The 21,087-nt window shown below is 62.7% G+C and carries 20 protein-coding genes; 9 read left to right on the forward strand and 11 right to left on the reverse strand.

What is annotated here, in order from left to right:
- Positions 1-10 precede the first annotated feature (10 nt).
- On the forward strand, positions 11-607 hold the full coding sequence (locus NKJ84_RS15195) for a cation efflux transmembrane domain-containing protein (RefSeq protein ID WP_352507109.1): 597 nt from the start codon (positions 11-13) through the stop codon (positions 605-607).
- A gap of 301 nt (positions 608-908) precedes the next feature.
- Here the strand turns inward: NKJ84_RS15195 and NKJ84_RS15200 are convergent, their stop codons facing one another.
- Positions 909-1,331, reverse strand: coding sequence for a hypothetical protein (locus NKJ84_RS15200; protein WP_352507110.1), 423 nt, complete (start codon positions 1,329-1,331; stop codon positions 909-911).
- Between the two features lie 189 nt (positions 1,332-1,520).
- On the opposite strand from NKJ84_RS15200, the gene NKJ84_RS15205 reads away from it, so the two are divergent.
- The 6 genes from NKJ84_RS15205 to NKJ84_RS15230 all read left to right on the forward strand — a co-directional run bounded on the left by NKJ84_RS15205 (position 1,521) and on the right by NKJ84_RS15230 (position 7,921).
- Positions 1,521-2,333 carry a class I SAM-dependent methyltransferase gene (locus NKJ84_RS15205; RefSeq protein WP_352507111.1) on the forward strand — a complete coding sequence of 271 codons (813 nt, stop codon included), beginning with the start codon at positions 1,521-1,523 and terminating at the stop codon, positions 2,331-2,333.
- A gap of 1,707 nt (positions 2,334-4,040) precedes the next feature.
- Complete coding sequence (locus NKJ84_RS33240) at positions 4,041-4,418, forward strand: DUF2778 domain-containing protein (RefSeq protein WP_502904022.1); 378 nt, start codon at positions 4,041-4,043, stop codon at positions 4,416-4,418.
- 363 nt (positions 4,419-4,781) lie between these two features.
- Positions 4,782-5,567, forward strand: coding sequence for a ThuA domain-containing protein (locus NKJ84_RS15215; RefSeq protein WP_352489914.1), 786 nt, complete (start codon positions 4,782-4,784; stop codon positions 5,565-5,567).
- Positions 5,568-5,620: 53 nt separating this feature from the next.
- Positions 5,621-6,679, forward strand: coding sequence for a Gfo/Idh/MocA family protein (locus tag NKJ84_RS15220; RefSeq protein ID WP_352507113.1), 1,059 nt, complete (start codon positions 5,621-5,623; stop codon positions 6,677-6,679).
- Between the two features lie 207 nt (positions 6,680-6,886).
- Entirely contained in the window at positions 6,887-7,243 is a 357-nt protein-coding gene (locus tag NKJ84_RS15225; RefSeq protein WP_352507114.1) for a hypothetical protein, read from the forward strand.
- 246 nt (positions 7,244-7,489) lie between these two features.
- Complete coding sequence (locus tag NKJ84_RS15230; protein ID WP_352507115.1) at positions 7,490-7,921, forward strand: DUF6841 family protein; 432 nt, start codon at positions 7,490-7,492, stop codon at positions 7,919-7,921.
- 24 nt (positions 7,922-7,945) lie between these two features.
- On the opposite strand, the gene NKJ84_RS15235 is transcribed toward NKJ84_RS15230, so the two are convergent.
- From NKJ84_RS15235 to NKJ84_RS15270, 8 genes are all read right to left on the reverse strand, one after another.
- On the reverse strand, positions 7,946-8,674 hold the full coding sequence (locus tag NKJ84_RS15235) for an amino acid ABC transporter ATP-binding protein (RefSeq protein ID WP_352507116.1): 729 nt from the start codon (positions 8,672-8,674) through the stop codon (positions 7,946-7,948).
- 29 nt (positions 8,675-8,703) lie between these two features.
- A complete protein-coding gene (locus NKJ84_RS15240) occupies positions 8,704-9,378 on the reverse strand; it encodes an amino acid ABC transporter permease (protein ID WP_352455417.1) in 675 nt (224 codons plus the stop codon).
- Positions 9,375-10,046: an amino acid ABC transporter permease gene (locus NKJ84_RS15245; RefSeq protein WP_352507176.1), complete on the reverse strand. Its 672-nt coding sequence runs from the start codon at positions 10,044-10,046 to the stop codon at positions 9,375-9,377. Before NKJ84_RS15245 ends, NKJ84_RS15240 begins: the two co-directional genes overlap by 4 nt.
- Before the next feature lie 152 nt (positions 10,047-10,198).
- Positions 10,199-10,987, reverse strand: a complete 789-nt coding sequence (locus NKJ84_RS15250; RefSeq protein WP_352507117.1) for an ABC transporter substrate-binding protein — start codon at positions 10,985-10,987, stop codon at positions 10,199-10,201.
- A 109-nt stretch (positions 10,988-11,096) separates the two neighbouring features.
- Positions 11,097-12,260 carry a saccharopine dehydrogenase family protein gene (locus NKJ84_RS15255; RefSeq protein ID WP_352507118.1) on the reverse strand — a complete coding sequence of 388 codons (1,164 nt, stop codon included), beginning with the start codon at positions 12,258-12,260 and terminating at the stop codon, positions 11,097-11,099.
- On the reverse strand, positions 12,257-12,760 hold the full coding sequence (locus NKJ84_RS15260) for an Lrp/AsnC family transcriptional regulator (protein ID WP_352507119.1): 504 nt from the start codon (positions 12,758-12,760) through the stop codon (positions 12,257-12,259). The genes NKJ84_RS15255 and NKJ84_RS15260 overlap by 4 nt, the downstream gene beginning before the upstream one ends.
- 317 nt (positions 12,761-13,077) lie before the next feature.
- Positions 13,078-14,121: an acyltransferase family protein gene (locus tag NKJ84_RS15265; RefSeq protein ID WP_352507120.1), complete on the reverse strand. Its 1,044-nt coding sequence runs from the start codon at positions 14,119-14,121 to the stop codon at positions 13,078-13,080.
- A 215-nt stretch (positions 14,122-14,336) separates the two neighbouring features.
- A complete protein-coding gene (locus NKJ84_RS15270; RefSeq protein ID WP_352507121.1) occupies positions 14,337-15,062 on the reverse strand; it encodes a 3-keto-5-aminohexanoate cleavage protein in 726 nt (241 codons plus the stop codon).
- A gap of 161 nt (positions 15,063-15,223) precedes the next feature.
- Between NKJ84_RS15270 and NKJ84_RS15275 the strand changes: the two genes are divergently transcribed.
- A complete protein-coding gene (locus NKJ84_RS15275) occupies positions 15,224-15,967 on the forward strand; it encodes a 2OG-Fe(II) oxygenase (protein WP_352507122.1) in 744 nt (247 codons plus the stop codon).
- 28 nt (positions 15,968-15,995) lie between these two features.
- Here the strand turns inward: NKJ84_RS15275 and NKJ84_RS15280 are convergent, their stop codons facing one another.
- Positions 15,996-17,351, reverse strand: a complete 1,356-nt coding sequence (locus NKJ84_RS15280) for a sigma-54-dependent transcriptional regulator (RefSeq protein ID WP_352507123.1) — start codon at positions 17,349-17,351, stop codon at positions 15,996-15,998.
- Positions 17,352-17,357: 6 nt separating this feature from the next.
- The gene (locus NKJ84_RS15285) at positions 17,358-19,217 is read right to left on the reverse strand and encodes a sensor histidine kinase (protein WP_352507124.1); all 1,860 of its coding nucleotides are present in this window, start codon (positions 19,215-19,217) and stop codon (positions 17,358-17,360) included.
- Positions 19,218-19,453: 236 nt separating this feature from the next.
- On the opposite strand from NKJ84_RS15285, the gene NKJ84_RS15290 reads away from it, so the two are divergent.
- Positions 19,454-20,785: a dicarboxylate/amino acid:cation symporter gene (locus tag NKJ84_RS15290; RefSeq protein WP_254819444.1), complete on the forward strand. Its 1,332-nt coding sequence runs from the start codon at positions 19,454-19,456 to the stop codon at positions 20,783-20,785.
- The last annotated feature ends 302 nt before the right edge of the window (positions 20,786-21,087 follow it).

Genomic DNA, 21,087 nt, shown 5'->3' on the forward strand with positions numbered 1-21,087 from the left:
GGGGCAGACTATGCAGCAAGCCATTACGTCGGACGGCCTTCGCCGGGTGGTGCTTGTCGTCGCGCTGCTGAACCTCGGTTACTTCGGCATCGAATTCGCCGTGGCGCTGGCGATCGGCTCGGTGTCGCTGTTCGCCGACAGCGTCGATTTTCTGGAAGATGCCTCGGTCAATCTCCTGATACTGCTCGCCATGGGCTGGTCGCTGCGTGCCCGCTCGCGGGTCGGCATGGCGCTGGCGCTTATCCTTCTGGTGCCCGGCCTGGCGACGCTGTGGACCGCGTGGGAAAAGTTCAACATGCCGGTGCCGCCGCAGCCGGCAGCGCTGACGCTGGCGGGGTTGGGCGCCTTGGCGGTCAACCTGTCGTGCGCCTACATGCTGGCGCGCTACCGCCGTCACAGCGGCAGTCTTACCAGGGCGGCATTCCTTTCGGCCCGCAACGACGCCGTCGCCAACATCGCGATCATACTGGCCGGGTTGATAACTGCCTTCCTATGGCGCTCGGCATGGCCGGATTTGATCGTCGGCCTCGGAATTGCGGCGCTGAACGCAGACGCGGCGCGCGAGGTCTGGGAGGCAGCGCGGGAGGAGCACCGAGCCGGTTCGTGAAGCCCAAACGCCCAGCGCGCTGCCGGATTGCCAATCCGCCAATGCGGGCCCCTATACCGGCCAGCAGTCAGCCAGAAACTTGCGCGATCTCTAATATAATCGCACCCTTTCAAAGCGGTCGGAGGGAGAACCGCTCATACGTAAAAATCGGGCGGAAAAACCATGAACAGCATGAGCCTCACCACACTTGGACGAAGTCGACCGGGTCGAAGCGGTGAAACGATGAACCGCTCTAGGCCACGCACGTCATCAAAAGGCCCGCGCTCCGAAAAGGACGCGGGCCGGTTTTCGTCGGCATGCGCTAGGCAGGTATCAAGACGGCGATGCGGTGGATGCCGACCACCTTGCTGGTGTTGGCTGCCGCGTCGGTCTTGCCCTTGGAGCAGGTATATACGTCACCTTCCTTGAGCTTGAATTCCTTGTCGGCTTTCTTGATCGTGAATTCACCGGCGGCAATGGTGCACACCATGTCGTTGTCCATCACCATTGCAGGGGCGGCTGCTCCCGGCTGGAAGACCACATCGACAATTGAGATGCTCTTGTAGGCGGGGATGTCGGAATTGCCGGTGCCGACCTCGACCACCCTGACGCCGGGGGCTATCTCCTTGCCTTCCTTCGGGCCGTATTTCTTGACCTTTGCAGCAGCCGCCAGCGTGAACAAAGGCGTTACCGCTGCCGCCGTCACGCCGAGCGCAATTGCAGACCTGCGATTTAGGGTTTTCATGGCATCCTCCCATTATATTGGCCACGCACCAATGCGCATGACCACAATACATTAGCACATATGCAGGTAATTGCAGCACGACGTTTCGGAGCTTCCGGGAGCGAGACCGCCCCTCGGTCGAATGCGACCGAATAGCAAACAATTCCATGCTATGCTGGCGAGCCATCAAACGGGCGACGGGGGATAGCAATGTTGGAAACGGACAAGGTGTTCGCTGGCTCAATTCCGGAAAACTACGACCGCTACATGGTGCCGTTGATTTTCGAGCCGTTCGCCGCAGATCTTGCACGACGAGCAGCGTCCTTGTCGCCAAGCGCCGTTCTGGAAACCGCTGCAGGTACCGGGGTTGTCACCCGCGCATTGGCGCCAACACTGTCCGCCGATGCAAGCTATGTCGTAACCGACCTCAACCAGCCGATGCTCGACTACGCCGCTTCGCGGCAAGCTCCCGACGATCGCATCAAATGGCGTCAGGCTGATGCTCTGGCGCTACCGTTCGAAAATGCGGCCTTCGATCTCGTTTGTTGTCAGTTCGGTGCGATGTTCTTTCCCAACCGCTCATCTGCCTACCGCGAAGCCCGGCGAGTCCTAAAGCCCGGAGGACATTTTCTATTCAGCGTATGGGATCGCATCGAAGAGAATGTATTTGCGAACGATGTGACGAATGCTCTGGCGAGGATTTTTCCGAACGATCCGCCGCGCTTTCTGGCACGCACGCCGCATGGCTACCACGATACGGCACTGATCCGTAGCGAGCTGGAGGACGCAGGTTTTTCCGGTGTGGTGATCGAGACGAGGGCCGAACAAAGCCGGGCCTCCTCGCCGCGCCTTCCGGCCGTTGCTTATTGCCAGGGCACTCTCCTTCGCAACGAAATCGAGGCCAGAGAGGCGGGGAAGCTGGACGCTGCAACCGACTATGCCGCAGCCGCCATTGCAGACAGGCATGGCAGCGGCAAGGTTGCTGCCAAAATTCAGGCTCACATAGTGATGGCAGTGGTCTAGGTGCTGGATATCCCGCTCCGGCACTTGGCGACATTCAGCTGCTGCGCGGCAAACATCTTGCCGCTGTCCCGAAATCTCAGACGGTAACCGTTCATTCGCCCGAGTGGCAGGTCGACAAGTGCCGGGTCGATAATCACCGGTCTGATCGATCGCCGGGGCTCGATGACGGTGGCTGCCGGCCGCAAGATTCTGGTCGGCCCGGCTTCACTTTCGCAGCCATGGCCGACTCCGCCCAGCAAGGTCTAGTCATTTCGCTTTCTTGACTCGGCCGACAAAAACGGGCAGCAAAGTCATCATTGGACGGCAGTTTTGCCAACTATGCAGGTTTTGGAGGGCGTTTTTTGGTGTGACCGTCGCCCAATCGGCGGTCGGTAGAGGGATTGGTTAACCAACTTTGTCCATCTTTTGAATCAATCGGCAACAGACGCGAAGCGTGCTGGGGGCACCAGGCGAACTGTGAATGTCACGGCTGCGAAATCCGCTAGCCGGCATCGGCCGATTGAGAGTGGTTGAATGGCGTTTGTAAGTGCGAAAACCCGGGGTGACAGTCCTGCAACTGGATTGACTTCGATGAGGCCCGGCCTGCGCTGGGTCGCGGTTCCGGCCGTCGGCGCAGCCATTGCTTTATGGTCGGTGGCGACCTTGGCCGGCCTTTATTCGATGGGAACCTCGCTCACCGCGGCCTCCAACGGTCTCCCGCAAAGCCTGCTCGCGCCGCGCACCATCGCGCTCGCCGATCCTCGCCGCAGCCTTGCAAAGGCGCAGGCCCCGACATGGGCCGCAGCAAACGCGGCGCTGTCGGCCAAGCTGCTGCAGCACGGGTGCGATGCCAACTGCCTGCTGTCAGCTTCGAACTTCGTTCACCAGGGAAAATCGGCGCGTCTCAAGCGCAATACGGTGCCGCTTGTCGCCGATGCATCGCGGCGATCGAGCTTCGACGACGTGGTGGCCAAAGCAGGGCTGTCGCCGCAAAAGCTTGCCGCCGCCTTTGCCCGTGCCGGCTCACCCGTCATGCTCGCAAGCCTGCCGGCCGCCGCCCGGTTCGCCGAGCCGGTACGCATACCCGACCCGAACGGCCCGGCATCCGTGCGCTTCGGGCCGGCGGTGGCGGAGATTGAACGTTCGTCGCGCCTGGCGCTGGCGCTGGCGAATACATTGCCCGAGCAGATGATCGACGTGCTTCCGGCAGCCGTCGTGGCAAGCGAGCCGGCAGCTTCGCAAGGGCCGCAAGAGCCTGAGGTCCAACTGGCCTCGCTGCCGCCGCAGGACGACATGCCCGACAGCGTTCCGCTGCCGACCCTGCGTCCGCAGGCGGACATCGATGAGCCGGCGCCCCAGGCTCAAGCCTCGAAAGACCGGGCGCCAAAGGATCAGGCATCAAAGGCCCAGGCATCAAAGGCCCAGGTAGCAAAAACGGAGCCGCCCCAGAAATCCAGGGCCCAGGCATCCAGGGCGAGCAAGGTCCAGACGGCCGACGCTCCGCCGGTCGAGACGCTACCCGGCAGCCTGTCGCCTCGCAATTCGTCACAAGCGGCAGTGCCGGCCGTGTCGGGCAAACGGTCGAAGACGCAGGGCGGCGACATGCTGGCCTATGCCAAGCCCGACATGCCTTCCGGCGGACTCGGCGGAGCCTTCAGGAACCTGTTCACCACGCCCAACATGGGCAGCGGCGTCGCCGTCTACGACATCTCGGCCAAGACCGTCTATATGCCCGACGGCTCACGGCTGGAGGCACATTCGGGACTGGGCGCGATGGTCGACCAGCCGCGCTACGTTCACAAGAAGAATGTCGGTCCGACGCCGCCCGACACCTACAATCTGACGATGCGCGAATCGCGCTTCCACGGTGTCGAGGCGATCCGTCTGACGCCGGCCAGCGGCAGCAACAAATATGGCCGCGACGGCCTGCTCGCCCACACCTACATGCTGCGCGGCGGGCGCGCCGAATCCAATGGCTGCGTCGTCTTCAAGGACTATGCCCGCTTCCTCGCCGCCTACAAGAAAGGCAAGATCAAGCGCCTTGTCGTCGTGCCGCGCCTGTCGAAGCCGCTGACACGCGTCGCCCAAGAGGGGCGAGGGGCTTAGGTCGTTCGCGGCAGTCCTTCATGGCTTCGTCATCCCAGGGCGGAGCGAACGCGAAGCGGAGCGCAGACCCTGGGATCCATGCCGTTACGTCAGCCGAAGAATGCAACGACGCAGATTGAAAGCCGTTCTGTAGCGATCCCTTTCACCTCCTGTCCTTCCCGCATCAAAAAGTCCCGCCCGTTGCACCGCGGAGAGGTCACGGCATGGATCCCAGGGTCTTCGCGACGTCGCTTCGCGCCTGCTCCGCCCTAGGATGACGAAGCTGGGGAGGTTTGGCCAATCTCGAAGGTTTTCAATCCCGTCCGATGACACTATGAATGACCGGCCGGGGCGGCTGCAGCTTCAAACAATCACGAGGACATCATGACAATACGCGCTGTCGTCTGGGGCGAGAATATCCATGAGCGGACCAATGAGGTGGTCGCCGGCATCTATCCTGAGGGCATGCACGCGACGATCGCCAATGCGCTGAAGCTCGACCCGGAGATTTCGGTGTCGTGGGCGACGCTGGAGCAGAAGGAGCATGGGCTGCCGGCCGACCGTCTGGCCGAGACCGATGTCTTGCTGTGGTGGGGGCACAAGGACCATGGCGCCGTCGCCGACGAAGTGGTCGAGCGCGTGGCGCGCCGCGTCTGGGAAGGCATGGGGCTGATCGTTCTCCATTCCGGCCATTTCTCGAAAATCTTCAAGAAGCTGATGGGCACGCCCTGCACGCTGAAATGGCGCGAGGCGGGCGAGCGCGAACGGCTTTGGGTGACCAGCCCCAACCACCCTATTGCTGCCGGGATCGGCGAGTATTTCGAGCTCGAGAACGAGGAGATGTATGGCGAGCAGTTCGCCGTGCCGGAGCCGCTCGAGACCGTGTTCATCTCCTGGTTCCAGGGCGGCGAAGTGTTCCGGTCGGGGCTGACCTATCGCCGCGGCGCCGGTAACATCTTCTATTTCAGGCCCGGCCACGAGACCTATCCGACCTATCACGACGCCAACGTCCACAAGGTGCTGCGCAATGCGGTGAGATGGGCGCACAACCCCCAAGGCTCCAATCCGGCCATCCTCGATGCGCCGAACGTGCCGGTGGAAAAGGCGCTCGAGCCGATCGTCGAGCGCGGCGGAAAACTTCATTCCGCGGGCGAAGCCGGCTTTCGCTAGACCAAATCCATGATCGAACAAGAAGATAAAGCCCTGTCCTAAGGATAAGAATCATGCGCCTCTTGATACTCGGCACCGGTTGGATGGCGGAGGAGCACGCCAGGCAGTTCGGCAAGATCGAGGGCGTCGAACTGATCGGCGCCGTCGATCTCGACCGCACGCGCGTCGACAAGTTTTCGGACATCTACGGTATCCCCAACCGGTTCGCGTCGCTGGACGAGGCGCTGGCATGGGGCAAGTTCGATGCGGTGGCGAACGTGACGCCTGATCGCATCCACCATCCGACCACCATGATGCTGATCGCGGCGGGCAAGCCGGTGCTGTGCGAGAAACCGCTGGCCGAAAACTTCGAGAAAGCCAGTGAGATGGCCGCTGCCGCCGAGCGGGCCGGCATCATCAACATGGTCAACCTGACCTATCGCAATGTCGCGCCGCTGCAGAGAGCGCGCGCCATGGTGCTGGCCGGCGACATCGGCACGGTCAGGCATGTCGAGGCGTCCTATCTGCAGAGCTGGCTGGTGTCCAAATTCTGGGGCGACTGGCGCACCGATTCGAAATGGCTGTGGCGGCTGTCGCGCGGCCATGGCTCCAACGGCGTGCTGGGCGACGTCGGTATCCACATCCTCGATTTCGCCAGCTATGGCGCGGCGCTCGACATCGACCATGTGTTCTGCCGCCTGAGATCCTTCGACAAGGCGCCCGAAAACCGCATCGGCGAATACGAGCTCGACGCCAATGACAGTTTCACCATGGCGCTGGATTTCAGCAATGGCGCTTTCGGTGTCGTTCATGCCAGCCGCTGGGCGACGGGCCATTTGAACGAACTCCGCCTGCGCATCTACGGCGACAAGGGTGGCATCGAAGTCGTGCACAATCTGACCAGCTCGGAGCTGAAAGCCTGCATCGGCGAGGACATCGAGAACGCCAAATGGCAGGTTCTGGACGCCGGAACGGTGGCGACCAACTACCAGCGCTTTGTCGATGCAGCCCGCAACGGCATCCAGGCCGAACCGTCTTTCCGCCATGCTGCTGAATTGCAGAAGGTGCTCGACCTCGCCGTGGTGTCGGATGAGAAGAGGGCAGAATTGAGCACTCACGCGGACGCGCAATAGGCTTGGGTTCCTCGCCGTAGGGCGGGGCGGTCGACCGATGCTGTTCAACGGCACAAGCAGCGGAAGCATCTGGCTGCATCGCTTGCATATGCCTCGACGCTGCTCATAATGTGCGGACAAGGCATCGCGACTCTATCGAATCGCTAGAAAACCGATGGATAAATGAGCAAACCAGATCGCTAAATTCTTCTTTGCATAGGTATTTAGATGATCCAATCTTCCCATAAATTTAAAGAACGCACGTCCTTTGAAAGCGCAGAATCGGTTTTAGCGGCTATTCTAGTTTTATGTCTCTTCGCTGCGATTCTCGCCTTCTTCCATTACAATCCTGAGCTCCGATCAGCCATTGCCGGGGCTTTTCGGCCGTCTGACAATTTCATCGCGACCGTGGAAAGTGACCCATTTGCTGTTCTTGGCGTCGTCAGCCTTTCCCTAGTTGCCTTTGTCGCAACGCTATTTTTTCTTATTACAACATGGTCTATTGCGACGAGATCCATTCACTTGTTATCTGCACGCTTCCTCGCGTCGGCCAACCGCAGTGTTGAGTCAGATAAAGGCAATTGAGCGCACGATCGGTCTCTCCAATAGGACGTCAAATCTTTGCCGATAGATCCGCACCTCCGGATAAGTCCAACCACCCATCTGGGCCATCGGTGGCAACCAACTGACTGAATCTAAGCCTCAATGCCGCAGGATCTTGCTCCGCCCTGGGACGAAGTCATGATTGGCTGAGGGGCAATCGCGGATGTCGGAGATCGGCGGAGCGTTTCCTGGTCCCACCCAACATAGCCGCACCTGGGAGATGAAACTATGGAGACCAGCGTAAGGAAGCTATTCGAGCGATATGAGCGCTTTTTCAACCAGTCCCTCGGCGGCGACATGGACATGGATGAGGTCGCATCGCTGTATGCTTCGGACTTCATAGCGGCTTCGCCCGCCGGGGTCATGACTGGAAAGAACGATAAGCAATTCAAGCAGGTCATGGCGCAAGGCCATGCGCACTATCGCGCGATAGGGACGAAGGAAATGCGGATACGCAATGTCCGGCTCTCGCCGATAGACGAACATCATTGCGTGGCTCATGTCGCCTGGACAGCAACCTATGCCCGCAAGGATCAATCGAAGGTGGCGATAGATTTTGACGTCCACTACCTCGTGCAGAAGTTGGACGGCGAGCCGAAGGTTTTCGGCTGGATATCGGACGACGAGCAGGCGCTGTTGAGAAAGCACGGCATCGTCTGAGGTCCGCTTTCTCCTGATGCCCCCCTAATGCCGCAGGATCTTGCTCAGAAAAGCGCGGCTGCGGTCGGTCTTCGGATGCGAGAAGAACTCGTCCGGCGTGCCGCTCTCGACGATGGCGCCGGCGTCCATGAACACCACCCGCTGCGCGACCTTGCGGGCAAAGCCCATCTCGTGCGTCACCACCATCATGGTCATGCCTTCCTCGGCCACCGCGACCATGACGTCGAGCACTTCCGAGATCATCTCGGGATCGAGGGCCGAGGTCGGCTCGTCGAACAGCATGATCTTGGGGCGCATGCCGAGGCAGCGGGCGATCGCCACGCGCTGCTGCTGGCCGCCTGAGAGCTGCGCCGGATAGGCGTCGATCTTGTCGGCAAGACCGACCTTGGCGAGCAATTCGCGCCCGGCCATTTCGGCCTCGGCGCGCGGGATCTTGCGGACATGGATCGGCGCCAGGGTGACGTTCTCGAGCGCCGTCTTGTGCGGATAGAGGTTGAACGACTGGAAGACGAAGCCGATCTCGGTGCGCAGCCGCGTCATGTTGGTGGCCGCGTCGCCGAGGCGCTGGCCGTCGACCGTCAGGTCGCCGTCGCGGATCGTCTCCAGCCCGTTGATGCAGCGGATCAGGGTGCTCTTGCCCGAGCCGCTCGGGCCGCAGACGACGACCACTTCGCGCGGCTCGACGCTCAGCGTGATATCCCTGAGCACGTTGAGCGTGCCGAACCATTTGTTGACGCCGCGAAATTCGATCATGCCAGTGCCATTTTTTTTAAGGTTCGACATCACAACTGCACCTCGCCATGCGCCGCGCCCATGCGTTGCTCCAGCCGGCGGGCCAGCATGATCAGGGGGTAGCAGACGATGAAGTAACCGAGCCCGACGAGGAAGAAGACCAGCAGGCCGTTGGGTACACGCTGCACCACCAGCCAGCCGACGCGGGTGAGGTCGGTGAGCCCGATGGCCGAAACGACGGAGGAATCCTTGATCAGCAGCACATATTGCCCGACCAGCGGCGGCAGCACGATGCGCATCGCCTGCGGCAGCACCACCTGGCGCATGCGCTGCCAGCGCGACAGGCCGGACGCAAGTGCTGCCTCGACCTGGCCGGTCGGCACCGAGCGGATGCCGGCGACGACGATCTCGCAGATGAAGCAGGCGGCCAGGTTGGTCAGCGCAATGATGCCGGCGGTGAAGGCGTCGAGCTCGATGCCGAGTTCCGGCAGGATGAAGAAGATCAGGAAGATCTGCACCAGGAACGGCGTGCCACGGATCAGGTCGACCCAGGCACCGATCGCGCCGCTGATCAGCCGGTTGCCGCCGGTGCGCAGGATGCCGAGGCCGAAGCCGAGCAGCGTGCCCAGCACCAGGCTGATCAGCGACAGCACCACGGTCATGCCGAGGCCGCGCAGCGCCAGGGGATAGCTGCCGGCGACGCTTTGCAGCTGCTGCCAGATCATATCCGTGCCCCCGCGAGGCCGAGCCAGCGCCCGGAGAGCGCCGCCAGTCCCTTCAGCCCGTAATAGAGCAGGAGGTAGAAGGCGGCGATGGTGATGAAACCTTCCGCCGGCATGAAGCGGTCGGAGGCGAGCAATTGTCCGGCGCGCGTCAGCTCGGCAACCGAGATCAGCGACAACAGGGCGGAATCCTTGACCAGCACGATCGCCTGGCCGAGCAGCGGCGGGATCGTCACCTTGAACGCCTGCGGCAGGATGACGAGACGCATGCGCTGGACATAGGTCATGCCCGAAGCGACGCCGGCCTCGACCTGGCCGCGCGGGATCGACAGGATGCCGGCACGGATGATCTCGGCGACATAGGCGCCGCTGTTCAGCGACAAAGCGAGGATGCCGACGACGAACTCGGGCAGGATAAAGCCGAGCCGCGGCAGGCCGAAATAGAGGAAATAGAGCTGCGCCAGTAAGGGCGTGGCGCGCACCGCGTCGATATAGGCCTTGGCCGGGACGCGGAACAGCCGGCCGCGCTGCAAATTCATCGCGGCGAGCACGATGCCGACGGCGAGCGCGCCGGCAAAGGACAGGACAGACAGCCACACGGTCGTGACGAGGCCCTGCCCGAACAGGGGCAGATATTGGACGATGGTGCGGAAGCTGAAGTTTTCGAGCATGGTGAGTGGGCAGTAGTGAGTAGGCAGTAGTGAGTAGTGAGTAGTGAGTAGTGAGTAGTGAGTAGTGAGTAGTGAGTAGTGAGTAGTGAAGGTGTCCGGAATGGCCATCCCTACTTCCTACTTCCTACTCCCTACTCCCTACTCCCTATCCGTTAGTGGTCTTTCTTCCAGGCGTCGGAATTCACCCAGTAATCGAGGTTCTTTTGCAGGCGGCCGTCGAGGCTGACCTGGTCGAGGAACAGGTTCATCCAGACCAGCAGGTCCTGCTCGTCATAGCGCGTGGCGAAGGCCAGCGGCTCCTTCGACAGCATATCCGGCATGATGGTGAAGCTGCCGGCTGGGTAAGCGGTCGACTGCCCCTTGACCGCCGAGACGTCGTTGACGCCGCAATCGGCCTGGCCGTTATTGACGGCGTCGAGCAGCAGCGGGCCGCCGCCCTTGTAGCTCTTGATGTCGGCATCGGGGAAGGCGGCCTTGGCTTCCTTCTCGCCGGTGGCGCCGAGCAGCACCGCGATCTTGGTGCCTTTGGCCTTGCAGTCCTCGGTGGACTTGAAGGCGGTCCCAGCCTTGGTGAAGACGGTGCTGCCCGTGTACATGTAAGGCTTGGTAAAGGCGACCTTCATGCCGCGCGCCAGCGTCGGCGTCATGTCGGCGACCAGAAGATCGGCCTTGCCCGACAGCAGCGCCGGGATCAGGCCGTCCCAGTCGAAGTCGAGGAAGGTGATCTTGACGCCCATTTCCTTGGCCATCAGTTCGGCGAGTTCGACCGAACTGCCGGTGCGTTCGCCGGCAGCACCCACCAGCGAAAAGGGCGGGCCTTGCGTCTGCACCGCAACGCGCAACTCACCGCGCTTGGTAATCTCGTCGAGGGTTCCGGCACTGGCGGCAGCGGTGAGGCCGACGAGCGCAAGTCCGGCGATGAAAAGCTTGGCAATCTTCATTTGGGCATTCCTCCTTGTTGTCGTTTGTTGTTCCACTTGTTGTTTCACCCCATCGGGTGCTTTTTGAGCGGCAGCGCCGTTGCCGGCGGCAGCCACCGTTCGAAAATCTTCAATCCCAGCTCACCGTTTCGGCGACCTTGATGCCGCGCCTGGCCAGCTCGTCGAGGAAGCGGCCATCGGGCACATGCAGCAGTGGGTTGAGCAGGCCGGGCGTGGCGATCTCGCGCCGTGCCAGCATCTGCGCCACGATGCTGGCGGGATAGCCGACGCCAAGGCTCATGCCGAACAGGCCGGAGGCGAGGTCGCGTTCGATGACCAGCTCCGAGGTCACCGTCTTGCGGCGGCCGCCTTCGCTGCCGACAAACACGTTGCGCATGACGCAAAGGTCCTTTTCGTCCGCGCCATATTGCAGTTGCGGGCCAAGCAGCCGGCCGAGGAATTCGCGTGGGCTGACACCGGTGCCGGATACCTTTTCCTCGGACAGGAAGCCGAGCTGCTTCAGCGGCGCCCAGAACGCCGACCAGCCAAGCCAGCGCAGCGAATATCGGCCGGAGCGCTGCAGCCCCTTTGCGGCGGCAAGCATGCCGGCATAATGCGGCGCGTCGCCATTGGGGAAGGCTTCCAGCCTGCCCAGCCCCGCCACCTCGATCTCGTGGATGAAGCGATTGTCGTGCTGGCGGGCGGCCGGCACATCGACCCGTTCGCCATTCTCGACCAGCACACTGTCGCGGTTCTGGCTGACCAGAACCATGTCGAAATTCCAGCTCACCTTGTAGCGCAGCGGCTCGACCACCGCTTTCGGCTCGGGAATGCCGCCGCAGTAGGAATCGATCGCGGTGATGGTGTCGAACTGGCTTGCGGCGCGCGCGTAGAGCACAAGGTCGATGCCGGGGTCGAGCCCGCATTCGGTGACGATCGAGACGCCGGCCTTTTCGGCCTCCGGCGCGAGATCGGCGATGGCCTTGCCGTAATTGGTGGTGACCAGCGGCGTGCGCGTCGCGATCGCCGCCTGCACCGCCTCGCGCATCAGCGGTTGCGGCAACAGGTCGATGACCGCGTCGACGTCCTTCATCACATCGGCCAATGCTGGGCCGATCGCGTCCTCCGGCACGACGAAACGCACCCGGGCAAGGTCGGTCAGGCCGCCAAGCCGCGCAGCGCCGTCGGTTGCGGTGTCGACACAGACCACTTGCTCGACGCCGTCACTGGCAACGAGATCGGCGATCGCCGCCCGGCCTTGCAGGCCGAGGCCGCCGAGAACCGCGATCTTCATGCCATTTCCTTCCGCGGCTCGTCCGACCAGCAGCCTTCCGGCAGGCTGACCCATTTGTTGCAGGAGGCCATGACGACGAAGGTCTCGCTGCGCACGACTTCGCCCGGCTCACCGGCGCCGGGGATCAGCTCGCTGGTGACGCGGTAGAGATCGGCGACATCACCGGCCACAGTCACGTCGACGATGATGTCGAAGCGTCCGGTGACGACGGCTGCCGAGTTCACGAAAGGCAGTTCGGAGATGCGCTGCGCCAGTTCCCGGGCGCGGCCGCGTCCCTGCGCATTGATGCCGACGATCGCCGAGATCAGCTCGGGGCGTTCGGTGAGGTTGAGCAGCCCGACGATCTTGAGCAGGTTGCGGTCGAGCAGGTTGCGCAGCCGCATGCGCACCGTCGGCACCGAGATCGCCATCTTCTCGGCGAGGCGGTTGACGCCAAGCTGCGCGTCCTGCGACAGCAGCTTGACCAGTCGCCGGTCGGTCTGATCGAGATGTTCGCGCAAACGCTCAGGCTTTCATAAAGGGAAATAAACGGTCGGATTTTCTTTCGGATATGAAAATACGTTATGAGAGATTTTTAACAATGGCAAGAGGCATGTCGTGCGCGGTGCCCCTATGCCTGTCGGCAGTTTCGTCGAGGACGCCACATTTTGTTCTTGCTTTGTGCCGGCAGCTATGCTATTAATTTGGATATGGTGCCAATTTGGCTCCAACGACCCATCCTCCCGAGGCGGGTTTTTGTTTCCGGATCTTTTGAAGGTTCAGCGCCGCCGGTCTAAGGTTGGCGAGACAGCGTGGTTCCGCGGAGCGCAGCCGCAGTTCATGCCTTCACGTGACGGGCGGAAAGGCTCATCCGCGAAATGGCCAAAATCGGCTTTTCAACAAAACTGTAGCTGGCCAGGGAGACGGCAATGCAGGCGGTGACAATAACCATGCCAGCAAGCCATGGTGATACGCTGACGCTTGCAACGACAGGAGCGGTCGCAAGCAGCACGATAGGATGCGTCAGATAGAGAGAGTAGGAGGCATCGCCCAACCTTGCCAGCAGGCGAGGAGCAAAAAGCCGGAAGTAGTTTTCCAGGCTGATGCAACCGGCGACAAGGATCAAGGCCGGGATTCCCTGAGCAAGGGTTCGCGGCAAGTTGAAGCCAAGTACCATCACCAGCATGGACACGATGGCGAACACGAGCGCCGAGACACCCAGGACGGTAGGCAAACGCGCCAGTCTGCCGACCAGGTGGCCGAGCGCCATGCCGGCAAGGAACTCAAACAGGATTGGCGTGGTATAGAAAAACAGCACAGTGTCGGCGGCGGGTTTGAAGACGATGCGCGCCGCTACGGCGATTGCAAAGACAACGCCGACCATGGCCATTTGCGTCAGCGTGCCGACACGCATAGTCGCCGCGAACAGAATGTAAAACAGGATTTCCAGATTGAGCGTCCAACCCACGCCCAGCACCGGTTGGACATAGCCTGTGACCGTATCGAGATAGGGTATGAAAAGCAGGCTATTGGTGATCTGCTCAAGAGACACTGCACGATCGGCAAACAACCAAAGTGCGGCGACCATGAGGAAGGTCATAACCCAATAGAACGGAACGACGCGCGTGAACCGCTGCATCAAAAAAGCACGGTGGTCTGAGCGTCTGTTCTCCGTCGAGAGAACCATGACAAAACCACTGATGACGAAAAACAAGTCGACGCCACTGTTCAGAACGGGAATACGCAGGTCGAGCATGCCCAGTGCGCCCGGAAGATGATAGGTAACAACCATGAGGGCTGCCAGCCCCCGCAGGATCTGTATCGATGTATACTGTTGAATCCGGCGCGGCGCGGCGTGATCATTCTGCGGAATGATTTTCATAAAAATGGTCCCCGGTGCGGGAGAGCACTAACATACGGGGTCGTTGATGTGCTGATTAATTGCTGGTTTAATTAATATGTAAAGTTTTAGATAGATTTTACTGACATTAGCGTGCTGCCACGCTTGAGTTCGCCGACTTAGACCTGCCTATTTGCCAAAACTTGCTATCTCCCCCCTGAAGAGGGGGATCGGCGGCCATCGACGCTTTCCCCGTGCTAACGACTGGTCTCGAAGATAGCGACGGCTGCCGCTGTCAGCGCAGCGTTACCGGGTGCTACTGTTCCATCAGGAAGCTCCTTGCCGTCTTCCAGTCCGACGCGCGTCGACCAACGGCGTTCCGCCGCCCGGTGCACGAAAGGCCAGACCGTGGCGTCGGCGCCGTGCAGCAGGATTGCCCGGCGCATTCCGGCGCCGTCGAGCACGGCGGCGATATCGTCGCTGATCTCAAGCGCAGCGTCCGGCTCCTGCTCGGAGATTTCGATCAGGATGCGCAGCACGCGGTTGCCATGGTCGAGGCTCACCAGGCGTTCGGCGTCGGCTACGGAGGCAAGCCCCGCCTCGATGCCAATGCCGCGCTGGCGCAGACGGCCCATGACTGCCGGTGCTGCATTCTCGCTGAGATTGACCGAGGCATAGTCGGGCAGCTCGCTCCAGCGGGCGATCGCGGCAAGCGTGCGCTCGTCGTCGCTCTCGATCCAGGCGCCGGTGGAGACGCCGATCAGCGTTCCCGGGCAGGCGCGGCGCAGCGCCAGCACGGTCGGGTCCATTGCGTCAGGGGCAAGGCTTTCGCGGCCATCGAGCCCGCGTGCATGGACATGCAACTCGGCCGCACCTGCGGCCACGCAGGCCGTGCCGTCTCGCGCAATGGCTTCGGGATCAAGCGGCAGTCGGGGGTGGAAATCGGCGCTGCGCGCGCCATTGATGCAGGTCTGGACGATCATGAGGTGGTGGTCCCGTTGAGTGGAACAAGTTTAGCCCATGACCACGAAATCGGAAATTGAATGACGTCCCGTCCCGCAAGGCTCACCCGGCAAGAAACGGGTGGTCTGCGCGGGCCGCTTCACCCATTTCAATTGACAGAGAAGCCACAGGAGGCGAAGCCATGACCATCCATTCGATAGGCGCGAAAGCGGCGGTGAAATCGGCGGAGGTGCGCGTTGCCGGATATGATTGGCGGACGCTGGCCGATGAGCTGAGCGGCTATGGCTGCGCGGTGATGGAAAAGCTGCTGACGCCGCAGGAGTGCCGGCATATCGCCGGGCTCTATCCGGACGAGAGCCATTTCCGCAGCCATGTGCACATGGCGCGGCATGGTTTCGGCAAGGGCGAGTACCGCTATTTCCGCTATCCCTTGCCCGACTTGATCGGCGGCTTGCGCACCGCGCTCTATCCGCGCCTGGCCGCGGTTGCCAACGACTGGAACGCGCGCATGGGTATCGCGCAGCGCTATCCCGACGAACACGCGGCGTTCCTCGAGCAATGCCACGAGCAGGGCCAGACGCGGCCGACGCCGCTCCTGCTGCAATATGTCCCCGGCGACTTCAACTGCCTGCACCAGGATCTCTACGGCGATCTTGCCTTCCCGCTGCAGGTGGCGATCCTATTGTCGGAACCAGGCAAGGATTTCACCGGCGGCGAGTTCGTGCTGACCGAGCAGCGTCCGCGCATGCAGAGCCGCGTCGAGGTGGTGCCGCTGCGCCAGGGCGATGCGGTCGCCTTCGCGGTCCACAATCGTCCGGTCCAGGGCAGCAAGGGCAATTACCGCGTCAACCTCAGGCATGGCGTCAGCCGGCTACGCTCCGGCATGCGCCACACTGTGGGCATCATCTTCCACGACGCCAAGTAACCGAGCCGCCGGTCCAGGCCGCCGGCGATTACCGGGAAAAATCGCTGCGCACGATGCCGTGGCGCTGGAGCTTGTCGTAGAAAGTCTTGCGCGGAATCCCCAGCGCTTCGATCGTGCGCCTGACATCGCCGTCGTTGCGGCCAAGCGTCTCGCGGATGATGTCGGCCTCGTAGCGCTCCAGCCGCTCCGGCAGCTTCATGGCGGCGTTCGATTGGGTCGGGGCAGGGGGTTGCGTCTCGGCGCCTTCCTCCAATCCAAGCACGAACCGCTCGGCGAAATGCGCCAGCTCGCGCACATTTCCCGGCCAGTCATGGTCGCTCAGATGGCGATGCACCGTCGCTGGAACTGCCGGCACAGGGCGGTGGAAGCGGGCGGCGGCGCGCTCCGCAAAATAGAAAAACAGCAGGGCGACATCGTCGCGGCGCTCGCGCAGCGGCGGGATCGAGATCGTCACCACGTTGAGCCGGTAATAGAGATCCTCGCGGAAAGCGCCGCGCTGGCGCGGATCGCCGAGGTCGACCTTGGCGGCGGCGACGACGCGCAGATCCACCGGCCGCACCTCGTTGGTGCCGAGCGGCGTGACCTCGCGCATCTCCAGCACGCGCAGCATCTGCACCTGTGTCGAGACCGGCATGCTTTCGATCTCGTCGAGGAACAGCGTGCCGCCGCTGGCGTGCTCGATGCGGCCGATCCGTTTCTTCTGCGCGCCGGTGAAGGCGCCGGCCTCATGGCCGAACAACTCGCTCTCGATGACGGTCTCCGGCAGCGTGCCGAAATTCAGCGCGACGAAATTGCCCTTGGCGCGGCGGCTCCAGCGATGCAGAAGACTTGCCACCACCTCCTTGCCGGAGCCGGTCTCGCCGGTCACCAGCACGTCGACGTCGGTATCGGCGATCTGGCGCAGCGTACGGCGCAGCCTGTCCATCGCCGGCGTCTGGCCGATCAGCGGCAGGCTGTCCTGCGCCTCTCCGGCCGCCTCGCGCAAGGCCCGGTTCTCCATTACCAGGCGGCGCTTTTCCGCTGCGCGGCGCACGCTCTGCACCAGCCGGTCGGCGGCGAAGGGCTTGGTGATGAAGTCGTAGGCGCCGTCCTTGATCGCCTTGACGGCCATGGCGATGTCGCCATGGCCGGTGACGAGGATGACGGGAATGTCGGCATCCAGCCGCAGGATGCGATTGAAAAGCTGCAAGCCGTCGATCTGAGGCATGCGGATATCCGACACCACGACGCCGGCAAAACCGGCGTCGAGCGTGGCCAGCGCCTCGGCCGCCACCGCAAAGGCCGAGACCGAGAAGCCGGCAAGCTCCAGCGTCTGCGCGGTGGCCTTGAGGAGATCGCGATCGTCATCGATCAGGACCACCGGTGCGGAATTGTCGTTCGTCATGATGGCTTACGCTGCTTTCTGGAGATGAATGGTGAAGCGGGTGCCGCTGTCGCCGCTCGAAACCTCGATGCGTCCGCCATAGTCGGCGACGATGTCCTTGGAGATGACGAGGCCGAGGCCAAGGCCTTTTTCCTTGGAGGTGTTGAACGGCGTGAACAGCGATTTGAGGATCGCCGGCGGAATGCCGGGCCCGTTGTCGGATACGCTGATCGTCACGCCGTCCGCGGTCTCTTCGACCGAGACCTGCACATGAGCGTCGTCGCGGCCGTCGAGCGCCTCCAGCGCGTTCTGGAAGAGATTGATCAGCACCTGTTCGAGCCGCACCCGATTGCCCATGACCTTGAGGCTCGGCAGCGGCAGGTCGACGACCAATGCGTCGAGCCGGCCGGCAAAGCGGCTTCTCAACAGCATGACGGCGCCTTCGATGACGCCGCGCAATTCGACGGGCTCGGCGGCGGTGCGGCCCTTGCGGGCAAATGCCTTCAACTCCTCGGTGATTGAGCCGATGCGTTCGGTAAGGGCTGCAATGGCGCCGAGATTTTCCTCAGCCGGCCCGGTCTGCTTGCGGTCGAGGAAGGTGCGGGCGTTGTCGGCATAGGCACGGATGGTGGCGACCGGCTGGTTGATCTCGTGGGCGACGCCGGCGGCGACCTGGCCGAGGATGGCGAGGCGGTTGGCCTGGACCAGGTCCTGCTGCACCACCTGGAGCTTTGCCTCCGTGTTGCGGTGGCCGGTGATCTCGGCCTGCAACCGGTCGCGGGCTCGGCTCAGATCCTCGGTGCGTTCGACAACGCGGCGTTCGAGTTCGGTGCGCGCCGCCTGTTCGGCGGCAATCCGCATCTGCGCCGACTGCCGGCGCCACAACAGATACGCGGCCAGGCCGAGCAGCGGCACGACGACACCCAGTGCCAGAAGCCGCATTTCGCGGACGGCGGCGGCGATCGGCGCTTCAGCCGGGATCAGATATTCGAGCCGCCAGGGGGTCGAAGGAACCGGCGTCGAAAGGCTGAGATACTGCGCGTCGCTGCCGCCGGGCGTCACCGCGTGGACGATCGACACATCCGGGCTGAGCGCCTGCGCGTGCATGATCGGCAACGGCACAAGCGGCGCGTCGCCGAACTGTTGGCTGTCGCGAATTGCGGCTTGCTTGGGTGCGGCCAGCGGCGCGGTTGTCATGAAGCGCCAGGACGGCACGCTGGTGATCAGCACGACGCCGTTCTCGTCGCTGACATAGGCCGGGCGGTTGGCCTCGCGCCAGTCGGCTTCGAGCTGGTCGAACTCCATCTTGACGACGACGACGCCGAGCGGTGCGGCGGCATCGCCGACGCGCCGCGAAATGTAGAGGCCGGGACGCTTGCTGACATTGCCGAGCGCAAAATATTCGGCGGTTCCGGCCTGCATCGCGCCGGAGAAATAATCGCGAAAACGGTAGTCGTTGCCGACGAAGCTGATCGGCTCGCGCCAGTTGCTGGAGGCGATCGCCAGTCCGTCGGCGCCGATCACATAGAGCACCGACGCCTTGGTGCCGGAGACCAGCCCCTCGAGCTTGCGGTTCAGCACATCTATTGCCGCGGCGTTTTTCTGCGTCAGCGCATCACGCACTTGCTGGTCCGCGGACAACAGCAGGGGCAGGGCGCGCGGGCTTTCGAGCACGGCGCGCAGCAGCGCGACCTTCAGATTGGCGTCGGTACGCCCCTGCGCCGCCAGGGTCCCGATCTCGGCGGTACGGCCGTAAAGGCCGGCGCCGTAGAGCGCTGCCGTGACGATCAAAAGCGCGACGGCCGCAAACAGCAGCCAGGCTCGGCGCGCCCGCCTGGCGAGTTGCTCGGGCGTCGAAGACAAGGCACCGGCGGGGCGTTGCAGCATCGCCCATTTGTGCATGAACTCGCACAAAACACAATTCGACCTATGCGGAGAGTCGCACTTGACCATGCGTCCGGCAGTGCGGCCGTTTGTGAATGCTCAACAAAATCAATGATGAATAACTCTTCTGCGTATCTGGCACGGCTGTTGCAAACACGAATTCGGCAGTCGCGAGGCTGCTGGTCAAAACAACTGCCCCGGGGAGTCGAGCTTTCGATCGGGGCGCCATGGAGGACGTCATGCAGACAGCAATCGCTGCCGCCGAGCCGCGCGGCAAACTTCCCTTATACCGGCATCTTTATGTGCAGGTGCTCGCGGCGATCGCCGCCGGCGTGCTGCTCGGCCATTTCTATCCCGAAACCGGCGAGGCGATGAAGCCGTTCGGCGACGCCTTCATCAAGCTGGTGAAGATGGTGATCGCGCCGGTGATCTTCCTGACCGTGGCGACCGGTATCGCCGGTGTTTCCGACCTGCAGAAGGTCGGCCGCGTCGCCGGCAAGGCGATGATCTATTTCCTGGTGTTCTCGACGCTGGCGCTGGTCGTCGGCCTGGTCGTCTCCAATGTCGTCCAGCCCGGCGCCGGCATGCACATCAATCCGGCCACGCTCGATACCGCCAAGGTGACGGCCTATGCCGAGAAGGCGCACGACACGACCATCGTCGGCTTCCTCATGAACATCATCCCCGACACCATCACCGGCGCCTTCGCGCAAGGCGACATTTTGCAGGTGCTGTTCTTCTCGGTGCTGTTCGGTGTCGCCCTGGCGCTGGTCGGCGATCGCGGCCGTCCGGTCGTCGATTTCCTGCAGGCGCTGACCACGCCGATCTTCCGCCTCGTCGCCATCCTGATGAAGGCCGCGCCGATCGGCGCGTTTGGCGCCATGGCCTTCACCATCGGCAAATACGGCATCGGCTCGATCGCCAACCTGGCCATGCTGATCGGCACATTCTACCTGACCGCGTTGCTGTTCGTGCTGGTGGTGCTCGGCGCGGTTGCCCGCTACAACGGCTTCTCGATCCTGGCGCTGATCCGCTACATCAAAGAGGAGCTGCTGCTGGTGCTCGGCACCTCGTCCTCGGAAGCGGCATTGCCGGGCCTCATGGCCAAGATGGAGCGCGCCGGCTGCAACCGCTCGGTGGTCGGCCTGGTCATCCCGACCGGCTATTCCTTCAATCTGGACGGCACCAACATCTATATGACGCTGGCCGCGCTGTTCATCGCACAGGCGACCGACACGCCACTCACCTACGGCGACCAGATCCTGCTGCTCGCCGTCGCCATGCTGAGCTCCAAGGGTGCCGCCGGCATCACCGGCGCCGGCTTCATCACCCTGGCGGCGACGCTTTCGGTCGTCCCCACCGTGCCGGTCGCCGGCATGGCGCTGATCCTCGGCGTCGACCGCTTCATGTCGGAATGCCGGGCGCTGACCAACTTCATCGGCAATGCGGTGGCGACGGTCGTGGTGGCACGCTGGGAAGGAGAACTCGATCAGACGAAGTTCGCCGCCGCCATGGCCGGCGACTTACCGGAGGAAGTCGACCTGTCGCTGCCGGGTTTGCAGGCCGCCTGACTGTTTAGGCCACATGACCAAACACCCCGGAGGCGGTTCGCCGGCTCCGGGGCAAAAGCGCCGGCGGTCGCGGCATGCCGCCTGAAACGCAACCTGAAGTGGCCCTGTTTTCGACGCGGGGCTTGTTCCAGCCGCATTTGCAGGCCACTATCCGCCATGTCTTCAGGGCACCCGTCCGCTTCGCTCCCGACCTGATCGCGAGGCGAGACATTTCCGTCGGGCTCGGCTGCGACATCACCTTGGCCGAACGTCGGAGCTTTTGCTGCCGCCGACCCTCTGCGCATGGCAGCAGCCCTTGAAGG

Source organism: Mesorhizobium sp. M0048, from assembly GCF_040323405.1.
Lineage (GTDB): Bacteria > Pseudomonadota > Alphaproteobacteria > Rhizobiales > Rhizobiaceae > Mesorhizobium.